Here is a 19110-nt window from a genome sequence, read left to right as displayed (position 1 = left end):
ATCTTACAAAGAAGAGCATGGATTTACGGAACCATCTGTATTACCGCGTGAGTGGCAAATGATAATAGTAATAGGATTCTTAACAGTCCTCATTAAACTTGGGTTCTTCACTAATGATCCTAATGTTATATATTATGCTGTAGGATTTGGTGCAATAGCAGGAATTAACGCACTGGGAAGCGCATTATCGTGGGAGGATAGCAAAGATACACGTATTCAAGGTTTTACACTGGCAATACTTTCTTATGTGGCTTTCATTGCACTCATGTACGTTGTAATAACATTATAAACGCAAAAAAACCCAACGGCGCAAACGTTGGGTTTTTTTGCAGTTGATTGAAACCAACTAATCCATTCTGTACTTTAGAGAGATAGAGATGGATAGTACAAAACCTCGCTGTTTCCGCAACGAGGTTTTGATTTAGCAATGGTTTCAAAAAGAAGATTATACCTATTGTAACCGATTTTTAATTAATTTACAAACTCTTCAGCGTCTGCTCCTCCTACTAATTCCATCTTATCTACTAGCCATTTGTTTTTCTTTGCATCGTATACTACATCGATATCCAGTAAAGTTTGAGTTTTAGAAGGAACCTTGTTAACTGTGATCGTTTGATATGCACGAACAAATACGTTTGCTTTTTCCTCTGAAATTGGCGTGTAATAGATTTTGCTTTCGTTTAAAGATGATTTTACTGCAGTTTCAGGTGTAGACTTCTCAGGCTCTCCCTCTGCACCAGGAGGGCGTACCATAGACATTCCTCTATCCGTTACAAGACCGTTTACCTTCGTCCATGCTCGCTCGCCTAGAGCTGTATCATAATTAAAGTAGCCATCTAGGAATTTCTGTACATCTTCTTTTACTTTTGTTTCCTGGTTATTTTGCAAAGCAACCAATCTATTCATTACATCGTCATTTTGCTTTTTTAAGGCTTTATTTTCTTTTTGCACTGCAGCATACTCTTTCTCGTTTTCATTCGCTCTATTAAGCTGATAACTGGCAAATGCGCCAGTTCCAACAAAACCCACAGCCAATACAATTACAGCAATCACTAATTTTTTCATTTCTTAATCCTCCCATATCCTACAAAGTGATCTTGCCAAAACTTCTCTTTTAAACTTATCGGCCCAATGCCTCGGCCACTTGAATTGTAATATTCATCATTTCCAATGTAGATCCCAACATGCGTTATATAGTTTGATGTTTTATATGTTCTTGTAAAAAAGACTAGATCGCCTGGCTTCCTTTCCGAATCCTTTATCCGGGCAGTTGCATTGTATTGCTCCTGGGCGGTTCGAGGAAGGTTAATGCCAATCTTTCTATATGACCATTGCATAAGGCCACTACAATCAAAACCTGTATTTGGATTAGATCCGGCCCATACATAAGGCTGGCCCTGGTACTTATAGGCTTCCTCCATAAGAGCTTTATATTTATCATCGCCTAGCGGACTGCCCTTGGCTACTTTACCGCCACCGCCGGTTGATTTCATATCTTTTACGTATCTTAAAACATGATCTACATAATACGGATCGCCATAACACATGCCTTTTGACTTTTCTTCAGCACTTCTCCAGGCGCGGCATGTATAGCCATTCTTTCTAGCTTGCTCAATAGAAAACTGTTTTGCTAGATCAAGAGAGTATTTTCTAGGTAACACATAATTTATAAATCCGGTTCCATAATTGTATGATTGTAGAACAAGTTTAACGTCACCCTTGGCCTGACGATATACATTCGCAAAGTGCTTCATACCGAATTTAATGGAGGTTTCCGGGTCTGTAAAGTAGCCGGGTGGATGGCCTTGGCTTTCGCTGGACTGCATGACATCGGCATGAGTACCACCACTTTCTTGCTGTATTAGTGCGAGAACGATAGGTACTAGATCCTCTGATAAGCCTTCGGCTTTTGTGTATTTCCTTACTAGCGGTTCCCACCGTTGAACGGCCGGCGAAACGTTGGCTGTACCCGTTACGCCGCCTTCATCTTCAACTGTGGTTGTTTGCTCCTCGCCAGTAATAGCAAGCATGAAAACCATTATAATTGAACCAACTAATAGAAGGGCAACACCTACAAGGCCACCTCCGATCAACAACATCTTTTTCAATGTTATTCCTCCTCTTTTTTAGTAGGGGCTTTATATACAGTACGCTGTGATTTGCGTTTCTCACTTAAATTCTCTTTCGTATGAACCTGTGGGCGTTCAGTAGATTGCTTTTTACGAACAGGCTGTGTTTCTGGTTGATTAGTAGTCGTTGCTGTTTTAGGCTTCTTCTCTAATTTTGGTGTATCAGCTTTCTGCGTTTGACGCTTATAGTTAGGGTTATCTTGATAATGTTTGATTTCAATAGGCTTTTTCTCAGCTTTCTTCTCAACCTTTTTCAATTGCTCATTTGGTTTTTCATTCTGTTTCTTACGGCCATTGCTACGTCTATCCATATAAGCAGTGGCAGCACTAATCGCGGCTCCACCAAGTGGTCCAGCATAAGCAGTAGCGGCGGCTGTAGCGGCCGAACCAACTGCCGATCCTTTATTTCCACCATTTGATGATTGCGGTTGTCGATTTCTTCTGATATTTTGAATTTTCTTCTGTGCAAAGTTTCCAGCATTTGAAACTACGCTTCCTGTGAATGCGGCCGTTTGCTTGGCCACTACAGCGGCTGGCTTTTCAACTTTCGTTTTATACTGTCTATACATTTGCTGTGGCATTCCGGCATCTACTGTAGTTACGCGGCCGGCTGTAACGAATGAAATAATTTGATCGCGTTTTACAATCACCAGGATCGTAGCTACTGCAGTTAAAAGTACATTTATAAAGTAAGCAGTCGATGATGTTAAAGGGATAAGTGCCTGGATGATTCTCGTAATTAAGAAAGTGAAAAGCATGATCAAACCGGTGAAAGCCTTCATTCCGAATAGTCCAAACATCTTACCAAATACGTTATATGCGCTATTTGAAAGCGCTGGAAGCATTGAAAGCACACAAGCTACTGGAAGGAAGATTGAAAGCCCGATGATAGCAACTTGAATAATGAAATTGAACAATGCCACGAGAAGGAGGGGTGCTCCTAGTATTAAGACGAAAAACATACTCATAAACGCGGTTCCAATGTTGGCAGCTATATTAGCTGTAGTCATGTTTTCATTTTTCAGCTTTTCAACTTCGTTCTGAACGATTTCTTTCTTTTTCTCGTAACCTTCTTTTGAATTTTTAAGAGCTAAAAGCTCATCAATTCGGTTCCGGCTGTCCTTTTTAACATTTTGCTTTTTGTTGATCGTTTTTTCGTTTGTTGTACCGTAATTCATTAAAAGGTAAGGGCGGTATACTGCAAGATCAAAGAAGTTATTTCTCAAAAGAGTAACTGAACCTTCAAGCTCTTTTCCTGGCTTAATATCGGCATCTGCAAGCGGCGTTCCTGTTTTCATAATAACGACTTGGCTTGCATCACTTAATGAGTTCATAGCTTTTAGATAAAAACCAGCGTTTCCAAACCAAACTGCGGCAATGATAGAAACTGTAATCAATTTTAAAGTCATTTTTCCGGCTCTAGAGCCGTTTCTTTGACCAACATAGATTGCAAATATCTGAATGACTGCAATCGTCAGGAACGCGGCTCCAAAGTTGTCTAAAAGCGCCTCCCATAAACTATTACTCACATTGCTGATCTTATCGGATACTGTACTCAAGATATCCAAGCTATAAAGCATCCCTAAACCATCTTCAATCCAGTTTGTAAGGAGCTTTGTTACGCCGAAGAAAGTATTTGCAAGGCTTAGAAGGCCCTTGTCGATTTCTTCACCACTAAAGGGGTTCCAGGACTCTTCTACAAAAGCCACGACTTCGTAATGCGTTAAACTGTATTTTTTACTTTCTAACTTAACGCCACCAACTTCCACTGTTTTCGGTTTATCGTATACTTCGTCTTTTTTCTCGTCAGCAACGGCGATTGTGAAGGGGATAAAAAGAAGAAGTAGGATGGAGACAACAAAAATAATTTTTTTCCAGGGTTTCATAGGCTCACTCCTTGACTATATCTTCGTTTTCAATGTAATCAGCTTCTTTATTATCAAAGTGCTCTGATCCGGCGAATTTCAAAGAGCCATCTTTTAACTTCTGATAACCCTCGGTAATAAAGTCGTTGTCTCTAATTTCATATGTGATGCGGATAAATTGACCTTTATCAAAAATTTCAATCTTAGCATCCGATCGTTCTAATTTATCGATATCTTTTTCAACGCCTGGAGCTTCCAGATCCTCGTTTTCTAATTTAATAGCTTGATTGATTTCATCCGTATATTTAGTGCCATTTCTATAAATTGCGTAGCTACTCAGCAGAGCAAAAGTAGCTACGAAAATAAGAATGAGTGGCAATAACCTCTTTACCATGTAAATTCCTCCTCGGCTTTAGCGGAGTGCGATTTCTCAACCGTTTTGAATGCTTCTTTCCATTCATCGAATAAGCAATCAATAGCGAGCTTCCCTGTACGGCCATAAAAGTCTCGGAATAAGCACTGTCCTTTGGTCATGTTGGACAGTAGATTTATATTATCTTCGGTCTTTTCAAGGCCCATATATTGAAGGATATCGTTACGTTCCGCATCTTCATCAAAAGCAAATCGTGCTCCAAAGTTCCCTTTATCGTCCTCACTTTGAACATCGCCAACTGACTGCGTTACTAGGTACAACTGGTTTTTGTATGAGCGGCCGATCTTACGCATTGATTTGATCAGCTTTTTTCCTCCTCGTGCGTTGGTAAGCATCCAAGCTTCATCAAAAATGATGCTGGTATTGTCATGGCGGCTTTGGCGGCCAAACTTCTCACAGAACTTTGCTAAAGGAATCATTAAGCAAAGGCTTTTTCGTTCGCCATCCTCGTAGTAATGAGGATCGTCATCTTCTTTCGGTAAATCTAAGCCTTCTAATTGTAGGATGTTAACCTTTCCATTTAGTTCAACTGCTTTTGTATTTCCATAGCTGAAAATAAGCTGAAGCACTGAGTTTTGAATCATTTGAGCAAGTAGTTCACCACAACTTTTAATGCTTTGTTCGCTGTGAGCTTGCAAGCGTTCAATTACATGCATGAATCCTACTTTTTCACCTTTTGCTCTTTCTTCAATAACTGCTGTTAAAGCCTTAAGAATTGCTGTTTTCACATCATCTTTACCGTCTAAAGAGTAGATTTGCTCAATAACTGCTTGAGCTGTTTGGTTGGCTTCATATCCTTTTAAGAAAACGATCGGATCAAGTACACCCCAGTTTTCTTTGTTAGAAGGATCAAGTGTAATGTAGTTGAAAGATTCGATTAGTTCTACGAAGCCCGGATATTGCTCTCTAACTGAGGCATCCTCAATAGCTTTTTTAAACCATTCTTCAATTTCATTTTTAGGATCAGTCATTAAAACTTTCGTATCTAAGAATGTTAGATACATAAGGATTAATTTTACTAAGAAGGACTTTCCTTTTCCGGTTTGGCCAGTAATTGCTATATGCGGCGAGTCTGAGTTAGCGCCGGCAATTCCTTCATTCGCAATGAATGGGTGGAATAAAACAATATCTCGACTGGCAGCTATCGCATGATCTAACTGCACTTTATCAATTGTGCGGTCAACCCGGCCCATATAGAAACCGATCTTACTTCCTAATTGATTACCTACTGCAAACAAGTTTTCTGCAAATCCAGCGTGTCCTGTCTCTTGCACCCAGTTCTTTTCAAGCATTAGCGGTTGGCCATGTAAGAATTTATAGAATAACTGCAGCTGGTCGGCCATCGGCCGGACACAATATATCTCAGCACTTTTCAAGCTACGAATAACAGCGTTGGCGCGGCTTCGACATTCTTCTTTGGTTTGGCCAGTAACTACAAATGCGGCAATCCATTTTAGATAAACAATACCTTCATTTCGTAATCCGTTTTGCAGGCGGTTTAGCATGAAACGGTTAGTTGATAATGCATCGTCCTCATCTGCGCCGGCCTGAGCCATTTCTTCATCTGTAACTTTGAATCGTTGTTTTGCCATCGCCACCCGGCGAAGCATAGCGTCTTTTTCTTGGAATTGAGCTTTGATATGACATTCTACTGGAAAAGGGAAGTGTTGAGCTTTTTGGAATAAGTGCGTGTTGGTCATATCTCGCGGCATTTCATCTACGACTATGAAACTTGAGTAAACCTGACCTTCAGGCGTTTGGAGCTTTAAGAAACCCACATGGCTTGAAGGATCGATGATGGTGTTTGTGATATTTGAAACGCCTCGGTTTGTTCTTTCTTCGTTAATTGCATGTTGTAAGTCGCGCATAAAGTTAAAGCGGTTAAGGTAGTAGACCTGATCTTCTTTTAATCGTCTAGCTCCTGGCAGAACGCTTATTTTATCGAATAGCTCCTGCTCATGTTCAATGAATCTATCAAAGAAATCGCTTTGTACTTCTCGCTCGAGTCCTAGCAAACTAACCAGGGTGTCCGTTACTGAAGAAAAAGCATTAGATACGACATCCTTCATTTCAGCGCTTCCTTCAAGCAACTTGCCTTTTAATCTAATAACCATTACAAATTCGTATTCTGTGACAGCGCCTAATTCATCTTCCAGCATCCGGATCGTTTCACCATTGTAGTATTGGCCGATATGCTTTGTTTTTTCGCTGAAATCCTTCTCCATAAGGCTAAAACGGCTGTTTAGATCCATTTGGCGAGGAACCATCTGTAGGTGGATATCCTTGTAAGGAGCTATATCTGACAGAAGATTTTGAAAATTATTCTTACTTTGAATCATCTTGTTATGGTTGGAGGATGCAATCATTTCTGCATCCACCCCATAAAAAGCGTATATATCACCCGACTTTGTTAGCATTAAATTCTCGTTCAACGTTTTGATAGGCGTTTTCAATCTCATTTGCTTCACCATCGCTTTCTTCTTCTTTTGGGTTAACAATTACATCTTCAAAAGTAACTGCTTTTTCGGTATCGTACATGACCTCTTCATCGTTGGAGAATTTCTTTTTCGGAATGTAGATGGTGAAGAAGTACACGCATAAGTCGTATAGATAAAAGTGAAGTTTTTTCCCTTGTGGATCTCTTCTTAATAGAAAGTGAGATACCACAAAGGGAAGGCCCAGGAATACAACTATATTCAAACCGGGCATAAAACCACTTATTGCTAGAAAAAATCCTCTAAACAAAATCATTAAGCCAAGAACCAAGATATAAATAATCAGTCGCATTAACCCTATTCCGAAGGGGAGGCTGTACTCCCCAAAGGAATATATCGTAATCGGATCGTTAAACGTCTTTTTAAAATTATAAGGTTCCATATTAACCTCCGATGATTTTATTTCCGATACCTGAGAATACTGAAAGGATGCGGTCTGGACTTCCGATTGTGAAGAAAACAAGCCCGGCAAGTAATAGGAAGCCGATCAATTTCCCCCAAGATTGTCTAATTGCATACATGATACTGAAAAGAACCAGGACAATAGTAAGTGCGTTACCGCCCTCTGTTTGAATCCATTGACTAACTCCGTTTAAAGTTGGCATTCCTGCACCTAAAGAAGAACCTGCGATCGCTTTTAAAATAAGATTATTCATATTATTTTCCTCCTAATGTATGGGTTAATTTTTTTACAAAGAATTTATTATCAGAGTCTTGCAAAACAATGGTGAAGTTTTCTTTTTGTCTTATATCAAGCTCTTTTTCTTTGAAACTAGCTTCAACCTTTGCAATGTACTCGTTTTTAGTTTTACTTGGATACACCTTGATTGACTCAATTCCCAAAAACTCCTGAACACCGTTTAAGGCTTGTGGCTCATCCATCATGTACATCATTTCGGATTTTGTTTCATTTGCGTATTTTGGGAAAAAGCTTTCTGTTAGCCACTTTTGAATCTTATCGCTTTTATTAATATCAATCAGTTTTTCATCGCTGTAAGGGTTGGCAACGGCGGCCACTTTCTTTCCAGTTAAGTCCGGAATGGCTGAGAAGTAAGGACTTTCAATAACGATGTAGCCATTTTTTACAGCTTTTACAGGGATATTAAGCAGTGCTTCTTTATCCGTTTTCTGTTCTGCTGCTGGTTGCGGCTTATCTTCTTTGTTTTCCTCATCCTTATTTTCTTCTTTGTTTTCCTCCGGTTTAGGTTGCTCGCCCATCGCTACGTTTGTATATGAAACGTGATATTGTAAGATGGCTTTATCAGCCTCGTTTACGGTATTAAATAACTCGTAACCTCTTAAATCGCGGCGGCCTTGAAAATCTCCAAACTCAGGAACCGGAACATCTTCAGCATAGTGTTTTCCAAGTTCGGCCATTTGCTTTGTTCGATCATCGCCGTTTTGAGAAATAGGTACATATGCTTTTACAACTTCGTTTCCGAATCGAATCAACTTAGGACTGCTGTAATCCGATTGGCCTTGGTTTGGATTCTCTTTCATTTCCTTAACAGCGGCTTGAGCTTCTTTGCTTTTATGCAAAGCGTTCTGCGCCCTGGCGAATCCAAGTGCTCCAGTTAAACAAATACATCCAATGATTGCCCATACAACAAAACGAATGCGTTTTACATTCTTTTGTGCTTGAGGTAATGATCTGTTCATCTTTTTCGATCGTTTTATCTTGTTCTCGGCAGTTACAGAGCGGAAAATGGCTTTCACATTATCTGCGAGCTTGTTTTTCATTTTACCCTCCCGTTATAGACTTTTAAGGGTATCGGGTTTCTTAAGCGATCGATAAACATCGCCGTATGGATTTTTAAGTAAGTCGTCTTTAGAAGCGGCTAATATTGGTTTTTCAGATTTTTGACCTTTTAATTGGGTTAAAATACGTTTCCCCATTGATTCGGTATTTCCGATAAATAACACTCGCCAATCTAAGACTGGATGTTCTAATCCAACATCGGCATCAAATTTTTTCATTCGTTCATCGTGCTTAGGACCCCCGACTCCCCCAAAAAAGTGATTATATTGATTTAACTTTCGTATAGTTCCGGTTTTATCAGCATAGGATCTCTCCATTTCAACCATGATGCCGAGGTTTTGATCATCTCTCCCAGGCGTACCAATGATTAAAATGCCATCCGGTCGAATACGGTGTCTTACGATTTTGTTTTCTTCTTTTTCGTAATACTCGAAGTAACCTTTTGCTTCAGATATAAATTGCTTTACTTCGATTACTTCAGGATTATTATTAACCTCAAAACTTTTGATCACTTCAGCAAGAGTAAGAGCATGCATATACCAAATTTGAGGTTCATAGCTCCATTTATTTTGCCAATGAACAATGCCTGTTAGGTTTTCCACTGTTTCAACCCCGAATCGGGCCAACGTATAAACGTTGCTTGATCGGCCCGATCCTGGAGTAATAGGTAGTGCAAATTTAGTGAGATATCCTTCTTTCACTAATTGGTTCAACCTTCTAAAAACACTTAATTCATGCGCTTTTACTTTCTTTTCATCAGCATCTTTCCTAACGTAGATATATTTTTCAATGAAATCTCTACTCAAGTAAATGTGCTGGTGTAAGTGTAATAAAAGCTGTTCATCTTCTACGGATAAAGCTAAAAATTTTCTCATCGGTTCCCTCCATCAATTTGATGTGGAGGGAGTGGTGGTCAACCTTACGAATTTTCACGAATCTAAAATTTAAAGAAAGATTCTTCATCATCTTCAGATTCTATTATTTCAGCGGCCTCTTCCTCGCTCTCGATATTTTCACCGAGTTCGTCTTGAAGGGCTTGCTGTAATTCATCCTTGTCAAGATTAATTGGTGGGTTAACTTGGGATGAACTTTCTACTTCCAGTGGCAAATCCTCTTCGATTTGCTCGCGATCTTTAGCAACATTCTCTAATTTGCCGAAAAAGCTCTCTTCTTCTTCCTCTTCCGGTTCAACCGGATCAGCAGAAACTGCTACTTTTTCAGCAACTGCACCGTACAGATACGCTTCAGTTTGACGATCTATCTCGTATTTATGCAAGCCACCCATGCTTTGAAGCTCCTGCGCTCGCCCAAGCGTCCACTCGTTGGATTGAGCGGTTTGAATTTCATCTTTAAAAGTGGCAACTTCTCCACTTGGAAGATAGCGGTCAAGCGGTGGAACAATAACCATTGTCTGACATGCTTTTTCTACTCCGTCAACTTTATCGATAATTTTAATAGCTGCAACTCGTTTTCGAAGGTTTCGCAAGTCTGATTCACTATATACCGGCTTGTTTTGACCCGGAAGTATGAAAGATGAAGCAGATATTTTTGCGTTTTGCTTACCTTGCTTACAAACGAAAAGGTTACCCGTTACCTCTGTCATAGCCTTAAATAGCTTTTCAGGTAAATCTAAAACACTCTGACAGATAATCCCCAAGGATAAACCTTTTTTACGCTGTTCTCGCACCATGTAATCTAAAATTTCAGCTTTTACCTTTGGTGCTTCATCGATACATAATTGATGTAGTAGAGGTGTAGTGTTTTCGTCTCGCGTATCTGCGACTCGGTAATACAAGTAGGTTAAATAGCTGCCTACCAGCCCAATCTCTTCTTCACTCATCCCACTCATGTCATACAATATTACGTAACCTTCATCCATCCACTTTCTTACTGGAAAATGGAATTCAGTTTGACCAAAAACTCGCTGTAAGAACTGATTGGAGTAGAAAATATCCAACCGGTTCAATAAAGCGACTGCTGAAACATCCATCATCTTTTCAGCTTCTGTTCTCCAAAAAGTAGTTATTGCTCGGTACTTTCCGGTTGCATCAAGCCTTTTAATGATTCCTTCTCGGAAATCCTCATCATATAGAAGAGGACGAATGCCTAGAATTGTATGTTGCTGTCCAGGATCGGCCATCAATGTTCTAATGGCCATTTTCAGCAATCGTTCTGTTTGGGGCGCAGGATCAAAGCTGTCTTTGATGATCTTGAATACGATATCGACAGCCAAATCGTCACTTTCACCTGGCATTTTATGAAGCAAGTTTAATGCCGGTGGGTGATCGGTGTTTCTGAAAGAAATCCACTTGACTTTCTCCCAGTTCACTTTAAACGCAGGCTCTCGGCCTTCTCGTTCTGCTGCTTGTTTTTCCCAAACCTCGCGAGTCATGAGATAGTTGAGCATTATTAGCGCGGTATCCCTGGCTGGATCGATGAATGAAAACCCTGGTGAAATGCCATCTTTCAAGAATTCATCTAGGAAGCTCTTTAGCATTTGGTTTAATAGGGTTGACTTACCCGATCCATTTTCACCGGATAAAAGCCAGTGTTCGCCAAGGTACTGCGGCATTACTCGAACTTCTCTGTCCTTGATTAGCGGATGCAATTGGTAACCGAATAGAAATCCTAGTGGATTAGATAAGACGTTGTATGGTAATGGCTCATACCCTGGTGAGATATGGGGGATTTTATCTTTGAATTTCTCAGATAACCCCTCTTGCCCTAAGTACGGCAGGTGAACCAGGTTCGCCAATTCCGATGACGTCCACAGCATTTTATAAGGATTCATTGAAGGATACGGCTTAACCGAATACCTCCACCGGCGATATTTGATTTCATTAACATCGGCCATCATGGTTGCGATTGCGTTTCCTGTACTTTTTAAAGTAGAAACACCTGGGAAGTGCTCGGTTGCCAGGGAAATAGTCACTTCAAAAGCGACTTCATTTCCTGACATCCTGTGATCCCAGGACTTAATTTCTTCTTTATCGGTATAGGTTCGGTTTTTAAAATCCGTTTTCAGCTTCGCTTTCTTCTGCGCTTTTTCGATTGCTTTTTCAAGTTCTCGGCCGTTATTCGGAGTAAAACCGATTTGCACCCATGTATTCGGCTGCATGTTATTGAAGATAACCGGCAGTTGATCTTCCTTATATCGTGCTAATGAAAGAGTTGCACCATGCTTTTTACGCTTTATTTTCATACGCCCACCGACTGACTTCTTACCAGGAAAGGTTAAGTTGTCAGCTGGATAAAATCCTACCCTCGCATATAGAGAGGATAGATGCGTTTTTAAATAATTCAATCGGTCTGCCGGAGCACCAAGATAGAAGAAAATTTCTTTTTCATCCTGGTGGATAAGGAAGGTGAATCTTTCCTTTCCAAAGACTAATCTGTGGAGAGGACTTCGCCTCGAACCATGAAAACTTCTCATGGCTTGTTGCAATTTCTCCACCGTAATTCCATCTTTGCTATGCGGCAAGACCAGCGTGTAGAGGTACTTTCTTCTATTCCAATAAGCAACAAAAACGGCTCGAATTACCAATAATAGAGCGAAAAAAATCAGCACCAATATTATTCTAGGAAAATATAACGCTGCTGTGTTTTCAATCTCTTTTGTCGGTAAAAAAGTATCAAGCCATGCTCTCTGCTGTGTCCACAAGTACCACCCTCCAACTGCAAATGCACCGATAAATAATTTAACTGTATCGGCCTTGTTGTTCCAGGCAGTGGATAGGATATTCTCTATCGCTTGCTCCAATTGTTCATCCGATTTGGTTCGTTTGAAATTCACTACTTCATCACCTCGTTTTTAGATTGAGAGATGAGTAAATGAATTGGGATGAGTAGACAGAACTTCTGTACTTGTATGCAGTTTTCAAAGGTCGATCGCGGCGATCGTGTGTGCCTCGCCACCGGATATAATTTAAACGTAGTAGTTAGAAAATCATTCCGCAGATGAAAGCAAATTTAAAATTTGTTTCACTGGGAAAGAATTGAATAACTGCTACAATTTAAATATACACCCATTGTTACCCTTTGGCAATACTTTTTTTGAAAAAAATATGTAAATCTAATTAATTATTTTTTTACGTATATATTTCATGTGTATTTACATATTAATTTCATTATCTATTGACATGTAAGATATAATGGAATTTGAACACATTCTGTGGTGGGAGGGTGTTCAACTTTTACGAATTTTCTCTGAGTCCGGCAACGGACTTGGGGAGCTAATTTAAAATTTACAGCAAGAATTCTCATACACACTTTTTGTAACTTGAAGGAAAATGTAGCGGCAAAATTATGGAGATTTTACTCATGCATTTTCTGCGGATTTTACTTTTTATATTCGGATAAAGCTAAACAAAAAAGAGCTGGTCAATTAAACTGACCGGCTCTTTTTTTATTTCAAAATTTATTCAATTCGGTAAGGTAATCGCACAACTCACGATCTACTTCGTGGCCTTTTGTTTCTTGCCAAAAATTAGCGCAATAGTTTATCTGAAATAACATTTTATCTTTATTCCAGTTAATCACTTTCATCTTTACTAGCTTATCCAATTCTCGACCTATATGATTTCTTCCTACGCCACAATTTCGGAAATAGCTCAATTTGGGGATGTATGCAATCCCCTCATTATTTTGCCTAGCTAGAAAAGAAATGAAGGCTATTATCTTAGCCTGACGCTTCGAAAAATTACTTTCACAAAAATTCTTTAATAGTAGATCCATATTTTCTTTTTGTTTGTTAAGATCAATTTTATCCACTCGATCAACCTCCGACTCATATTCCCTACTTTCCCATATGGGAGCAGAATTAATTATGAGCATTCCACCGGAACGTTGACAAGAAAAAAAACAAAAAAACCCAAAATGGTAACTCTTTATGCGTTGGTATTTAAATAGTTCGGCATTTAGAGTTCCTGTTTTGGGAATCTATACAGCTATTTAGTTTAAGTTCGGCTGGTAGCTTTTCAATATCCAGCGTATCAGGGATTTCTAGGTTGTTTTTAGCTCCATAATCTCTTAGGAGTTTTTGAAATTCCTTTTTTGCTCTATATTCTTGCTTCAACATACTCATCATATCAATTTCTCCCTTATAAATTATTTTATCGCCAGCAACCGTATCAGATCGCGGCTATCCATTTTCAACCCACACTGTTTGTCATTTTTGCTTTTCGTTTATCGCATGTTTGAATAGCAATAATTCGAACCTACATTCTATCATCATATTGCGTTCCTTTACAGGTAAGATTAACCTACTTTTCCTGCATAGGTAAGGTCTTACATTGAAAGCGTTTCAAAACAATACGAATAAACGTTTGTCGTATACCCGATTTATTTATCAAATAAACCTGTAAAAGAGGAATTTTTGTTAGTAAATGAAGTTATTTTTATGTTAAAGTAAGAGTTAAAGAGAAATAGATACATATTTAGGGATTTTTTAGTGAAAAAGAGGCATAGTTCTTTTAGAATGTTTTTCCTTAATTAAAAGATTTATACTTTACATATGCAGTAACAATCGGTAGAATGTTGTTAAGTAAACAAGATCAGAAAACGAAAAAAGAGCCTAAGTTGTTGGTGCAACTTAGACTCTGGGTTCCCAACCAATGCTGGCAGGCTCTCGGTTTTAAGGGAATAATTATACGATTTGTAGATTATTAATCTATGTACATTATACACTATCGGTATGTTTAAACACAACAGTTTAGCGTGTTTTTATTTACCAAATATAAAAAAATTTAGTGTATTGTTAAAATTTGTATGTAGATATGCGAACGTATGGTTGGGAACCTTTCTTTTTCTGAAAAATCAGATGAGGAGAGGTTTTTTTTATGGCTAGAAAAAAGAAAGAATTACCCGAACAAATGGAGCAAGGTAAGAAAATTTCAGGAAGAAAAGCAAACAGCGACCGGTATTATCAGTTGTATGAGTTTTTACTTTTTGATCCAACGTACAAAAAGATGACAGCTGAAGCAAAGATGCTTTACGTATTCTTACGAAACAAAACAACCTGGTGCGAAGATCAAACTGAAAAGATTGAAAGTGGAGAGATCGCGGTTAGGGATGAAAGAGAAAGACGCACAAAATCTTACCGTGATGAACATGGCGATATATACTGCATTTCAGATAATACAGAATTAGAGTACATGTTAAACTGCGCTGAGAAAACACTTATAGGCTACAAAACGGAATTACAGTTATACGGATTGCTTTCTGAGGAGCCTACACAGTATGGCCCTAATCGCTTATATGTAAGAGAACCAGCAGAACTTGCGGAAAGATGGGTTCACATAAACGAAATTAACGAACTAAGAGCCGAAAGAAAAGAGGCTACTAGACAGCGGTACGAGAAATTGAAAGAGAATCAGCGCCTTAAGAAAGAGGCAGCAGAAAAAGAGAAGCTCGATAAGCTACGCAAAAAACAAGAAGCGGCTGAGAAAAAGAAAGCAGAGAGAGCGGCTGAAGCAAAAAATAAAAAAGCTCAAGAATCCAGTAATGAAGCGACTTTTGACCCTAACAGTAAAAATGACAGTTACCCTAACAGTAAAAATGACAGTGAGCCTAACTGTAAAAACTACAGTAAAATTCAATCTAATAACTTAACTAATAACTTAATATCTAAAAATAAACCAAATCTATCTCTCTATAGAGACGAAGTGGATCAAACGGATTTACCGGCTCCTGTAAAAGAAAGCATTAAGGAGTTGAGCGAGAGATTGATTGCTAATAATATTTCTATTTTGCAACTAAGTAATATTTACAACATATATGCTGATAAGATGAACGCATTAGCCTTTGCTAGAGAGCTTACTAAAGCTGTAACGAATCCTAAAAACGAAGTTATTCACGATATAGATCGCCTAATGGATACTTATCTTACAAACTATTTGAAAAAGGGTATACCTTCTCAGGCTCCTAATAAAAACGGTCGTACAGAAATGGTTCCTGAATGGCTAAAAGAGAAAAAGCATCTTGAAAATCAGCAAGAAGAAGCCTCAGAATCGGATTTTGAAGAAGAAAAACGCAAGTTAGAGCAGGAATTAAGGGAATTAGACCAAGAGCTAAAATCTAAAAACAACAAGCCTAAACAGCCTACACCAGCGGAAATAGCTCAAGCTCAATATGATGCAAGACAAGAAGAATTAGCAAAAAGACTTGCTAAGTACGATAAATCAGTATTGGCTAACTAATTAAGCGGCTCCTTCCGGGGAGCCATTTTAAAAAAGGAGAGGATACCATGAGAAAGTGTAGCGTAGCTGGCTGTGACGAAACCCACCATGCCAAGGGATACTGCAACTTACACTATAGATCGTTTGTGAAGCATGGAGATCCGTTACAAATATCCAAAAACAAAAATAGAACCTGTAAAATAGATGGGTGCAATGAACCTTATCGAGCAAAAGGGTTGTGTAGAAAGCATTATTTTTCGAATTATTGGAAACAAAATCATGTATGGGGGAATTCAAATGAAAAATGTACAGGTGCAAAAAAGTGATCTTACGAATTATTTGTTGAAAGGTTTAGAGGAATTTAAAGACGATCTTGGCATGAGTAAGCAGGAGTATGCGGCCTTAAAATTATTTTTAGTTATAAACCACGATTCAGGAAAATCTAAAACTATAACTTTTGATGAGTTTATGGAGTATTCGAAGGAAAGCCACGATCACTTGCAAACTTTCGTGAATAGGTTTGAAAATGAAGGTTTAGCCAACAAACAACGTTTTTTCTTGGGTTCTCTAGCAAGGATGTTTGAACAAATGAGAATTTATAAAAGTGAAAAGGCCCAGGGATCTTTTACACTAGAAATAAATTACTCGGAAGATGATTATACAAAAACCTATGCTATTCAGGACAGTTATTGGGGTTTAGAAGTGACAGACTTGAATGATGGCATGGGGCTTATGGAAGTTTTATTAAAAGAAATTAACACAGACGGACTCACTGGTGGAAAGAATGCAGTATATATTAATCTAGATGATCTAAAGAAGGTTTCAACATTATTTTCTGAGATTATAAAGGATTTAGAAAACTAATAAGGGGCTTATCCTATGAAAAAAGAAAAGAATATGATTAGCAATGACGATTTCGCTGTTATTGCTAATCATCGCGTTTTCGATATTGAATTATATATGCTGGATAAAGGTAGCAAGCATCGGGAAGAAAAAGAGTTTTTCCTCACTCTTGAATACGAGGATGTTGAAGCCTGGGCCGATTTCTTTAATGGCCTAGTAGCGGATTTGAAAAAGAGAAATAAACTCGATTAAATTACCCTTGCTCCCGGAGCGCTTCGTGAAGTAAGGTTATACAAACCGGAGTGCTCTAGAAAAATTAACCAGGATGGGAGAAAGAAAATGAGAAGAATAGATGCAGTCGTTTTGATCGAAAGGACGTCAAACCTTTACATCAACGACATAGAAAGAGTGGAAAAGGCAGGCTTATCAGGTATATTCAGCATGTTTCATGAAGTGGTTTTAATCCACGAGCTGGCGCATGCCATTGCAGGCGATACATTCAAGTTTCGCGTAGGCGATAAAATTACGGATACATTTAACCAGCAGTGTGAGACGTTGCTTTCGGAAACGGACGGAGAAAAGCACTTTATAAACTTTGCGATCGGTATGAATCCAGAAATGGCTGAAGAAATTCCAAAGGCAATGAAAATGGCAGCTGTCGTAGATTTAGCCAACCTTAACCTTTCGATGATTCAAAAAATGGTGAAAGTAACGAACGAGGGCGTAGATATGAGAGATTTATTTGAAACGGATTATATCTACAATTGCATGAAGGCGCTGTGCGGATATGAAATTCTTGGCCCATATAGAAACTTTCTAGGAGATCCATCTATAACGCCGCACGATCTACTGGAGGACTTACTTATAATTGATGAGGTCTTGTCTGAAGGGTGATGGTTGTTTTTCACCCTTTGTTACCCCTTTAAATGCCCTCGTAATGAATTTTAAATACCCTAATAATACATAAACCCTTGAAGTGGATTTTAAACCCTTAAAAACAAAAATAAGAAGCCATCCACAGGAAGTGGATAAAATGTGAATAAGAACATGTTTTCGGTTGCATTCGGTAGTAAACCTTTGTTAGAATAAAACTACAGTACAAAATGATTCAATATTCGGACAAAAATATATGGAAAAGGCGGTGAACGAACACCTCACGATATATCTCCGATTTTGAAGAAACAAGCACTGTACATTTCGTCCTTAGACAACTTAATATTGCCAAAAATATGCTAATCTTTATTTACAGAGATTGACTTGACTTTTTGTATATGACAATAAAATTTAATAACCATTGCGAAGTAGTATATATAACCCGAAGAAGAAGTTCCACCATACCGAAATATAGTGTCTTATTATCAAGAGGTTCTTTTTTACACAACTTAATTAAATCCTAAACAAATTAAATCTAAAACTGAATAATTTATTCATCTATACTTGTCTAACCCAATGTATTGAAATAAAAAATAATTGGAATTGAGCCTATTATTTAAACGTTTATTATGCTGAGAACAAAAAAAGAAAACGGCTGTGGATGCCGTTTTTTTTTATGCCTTTTCTTCGGTAGTATCTCCGTTTTCCTTCTGATCGTCACGATCTTCGGCATCCGTATTAGTTAAATCTTTCATATGAGCTATAAGTTTTTCTAGTTGTTCAGGAGTTAATGCCTTTCCAGCTCTATGGAAATCGCCCTCTTCTATAAGTTCAGATAATGGTTTTATAGTATCTAATGTTAAAGGTCTGCCTGGAATATCGGTTTCGCCTATTAAGTATGCCACTGAGGTATCTAAAACTTCTGCTAGTAAATGAATATCTCTTAATAGTGGGAATCTATATCCTTGCTCATAACCTACAACTGAAGCTTTTGTTTTACCTATTAGTTTTGCTATTTTTCCAGTAGATAACCCTTTTATATCACGTAATTCCTTAATCCTGTTGCCTAGAATATTCTCTTCGCCCTCGTTTCTAGGTGGACGCTTATCGCTATTTTGATTGTCTTTTAATTGGTTCATACACTTTTCCCCCATACAAATTAATTCTAAAACTATCTAACATATTTTCGCCTATTTTCTCAGTTTTCCTCTAGGTAATAGCATCCAAGAATGAAGAGCTCATTATAAACAACGGTATCTAATGATAAAAGTTTCTACTTCTTGTATATATTACCTAATTTTAAACAGAGTTTCATCATCCTGTCATCGTATTGTATTCCCATTTGCAACAAAAACATACTACCAAAAGTGATCGACTTATGAAAGTTCTAGCTCTAAAACAGGCACAAAGCGGTGGAAAGCCGGAAAAAATAAGTAGAAAAATACGTCTAAAAAAAAGTTTTTTTGCACATTGCAAAATGACTTGTAATCACCCTAGAACAGAGGTATGATAACACACGTACCGGGGGTAACAACCGG

Annotated in this window: 18 protein-coding genes; 5 read left to right on the top strand and 13 right to left on the bottom strand. The window is 38.3% G+C overall.

The features are described from left to right. The coding region (locus WKH56_RS33345; protein WP_342837690.1) for a hypothetical protein at positions 1-289 on the top strand (289 nt) is incomplete at its 5' end. A gap of 182 nt (positions 290-471) precedes the next feature. On the opposite strand, the gene WKH56_RS33340 is transcribed toward WKH56_RS33345, so the two are convergent. From WKH56_RS33340 to WKH56_RS33285, 12 genes are all read right to left on the bottom strand, one after another. Next, a complete protein-coding gene (locus WKH56_RS33340) occupies positions 472-1065 on the bottom strand; it encodes a hypothetical protein (protein ID WP_342837689.1) in 594 nt (197 codons plus the stop codon). After that, positions 1062-2099 carry a bifunctional lytic transglycosylase/C40 family peptidase gene (locus WKH56_RS33335; RefSeq protein WP_342837692.1) on the bottom strand — a complete coding sequence of 346 codons (1038 nt, stop codon included), beginning with the start codon at positions 2097-2099 and terminating at the stop codon, positions 1062-1064. Before WKH56_RS33335 ends, WKH56_RS33340 begins: the two co-directional genes overlap by 4 nt. A gap of 11 nt (positions 2100-2110) precedes the next feature. Next, positions 2111-4015: a CD3337/EF1877 family mobilome membrane protein gene (locus WKH56_RS33330; RefSeq protein WP_342837688.1), complete on the bottom strand. Its 1905-nt coding sequence runs from the start codon at positions 4013-4015 to the stop codon at positions 2111-2113. Positions 4016-4019: 4 nt separating this feature from the next. Continuing rightward, positions 4020-4388: a hypothetical protein gene (locus WKH56_RS33325; protein WP_342837687.1), complete on the bottom strand. Its 369-nt coding sequence runs from the start codon at positions 4386-4388 to the stop codon at positions 4020-4022. Beyond that, a complete protein-coding gene (locus tag WKH56_RS33320; protein WP_342837685.1) occupies positions 4382-6766 on the bottom strand; it encodes an ATP-binding protein in 2385 nt (794 codons plus the stop codon). The genes WKH56_RS33325 and WKH56_RS33320 overlap by 7 nt, the downstream gene beginning before the upstream one ends. A gap of 58 nt (positions 6767-6824) precedes the next feature. Beyond that, positions 6825-7304, bottom strand: coding sequence for a conjugal transfer protein (locus WKH56_RS33315; RefSeq protein ID WP_342837683.1), 480 nt, complete (start codon positions 7302-7304; stop codon positions 6825-6827). A gap of 1 nt (position 7305) precedes the next feature. After that, positions 7306-7578 carry a TcpD family membrane protein gene (locus tag WKH56_RS33310; protein ID WP_342837682.1) on the bottom strand — a complete coding sequence of 91 codons (273 nt, stop codon included), beginning with the start codon at positions 7576-7578 and terminating at the stop codon, positions 7306-7308. A gap of 1 nt (position 7579) precedes the next feature. Then, positions 7580-8662: a conjugal transfer protein gene (locus tag WKH56_RS33305; protein WP_342837681.1), complete on the bottom strand. Its 1083-nt coding sequence runs from the start codon at positions 8660-8662 to the stop codon at positions 7580-7582. Between the two features lie 12 nt (positions 8663-8674). Then, positions 8675-9556, bottom strand: a complete 882-nt coding sequence (locus tag WKH56_RS33300; protein ID WP_342837680.1) for a replication-relaxation family protein — start codon at positions 9554-9556, stop codon at positions 8675-8677. Between the two features lie 62 nt (positions 9557-9618). Next, on the bottom strand, positions 9619-12474 hold the full coding sequence (locus WKH56_RS33295; protein ID WP_342837679.1) for a type IV secretory system conjugative DNA transfer family protein: 2856 nt from the start codon (positions 12472-12474) through the stop codon (positions 9619-9621). A 617-nt stretch (positions 12475-13091) separates the two neighbouring features. Then, positions 13092-13451, bottom strand: a complete 360-nt coding sequence (locus WKH56_RS33290) for a replication protein (RefSeq protein WP_342837677.1) — start codon at positions 13449-13451, stop codon at positions 13092-13094. Positions 13452-13581: 130 nt separating this feature from the next. Continuing rightward, complete coding sequence (locus tag WKH56_RS33285; protein WP_342837675.1) at positions 13582-13767, bottom strand: hypothetical protein; 186 nt, start codon at positions 13765-13767, stop codon at positions 13582-13584. A gap of 751 nt (positions 13768-14518) precedes the next feature. On the opposite strand from WKH56_RS33285, the gene WKH56_RS33280 reads away from it, so the two are divergent. From WKH56_RS33280 to WKH56_RS33265, 4 genes are all read left to right on the top strand, one after another. Further along, positions 14519-15877 (top strand): hypothetical protein, encoded by a 1359-nt coding sequence (locus WKH56_RS33280; RefSeq protein WP_342837673.1) that lies wholly within the window; start codon positions 14519-14521, stop codon positions 15875-15877. A 183-nt stretch (positions 15878-16060) separates the two neighbouring features. Beyond that, positions 16061-16720, top strand: coding sequence for a hypothetical protein (locus WKH56_RS33275; RefSeq protein WP_342837672.1), 660 nt, complete (start codon positions 16061-16063; stop codon positions 16718-16720). Positions 16721-16735: 15 nt separating this feature from the next. After that, on the top strand, positions 16736-16951 hold the full coding sequence (locus tag WKH56_RS33270) for a hypothetical protein (RefSeq protein WP_342837670.1): 216 nt from the start codon (positions 16736-16738) through the stop codon (positions 16949-16951). A gap of 87 nt (positions 16952-17038) precedes the next feature. Further along, entirely contained in the window at positions 17039-17593 is a 555-nt protein-coding gene (locus WKH56_RS33265) for a hypothetical protein (RefSeq protein WP_342837668.1), read from the top strand. Between the two features lie 653 nt (positions 17594-18246). Here the strand turns inward: WKH56_RS33265 and WKH56_RS33260 are convergent. Beyond that, positions 18247-18711 carry a helix-turn-helix domain-containing protein gene (locus WKH56_RS33260; protein ID WP_342837667.1) on the bottom strand — a complete coding sequence of 155 codons (465 nt, stop codon included), beginning with the start codon at positions 18709-18711 and terminating at the stop codon, positions 18247-18249. Positions 18712-19110: the final 399 nt, after the last annotated feature.

The sequence above is a fragment of the Priestia sp. SB1 genome (assembly GCF_038898415.1).
This window is presented reverse-complemented; position numbering and strand designations above follow the sequence as displayed.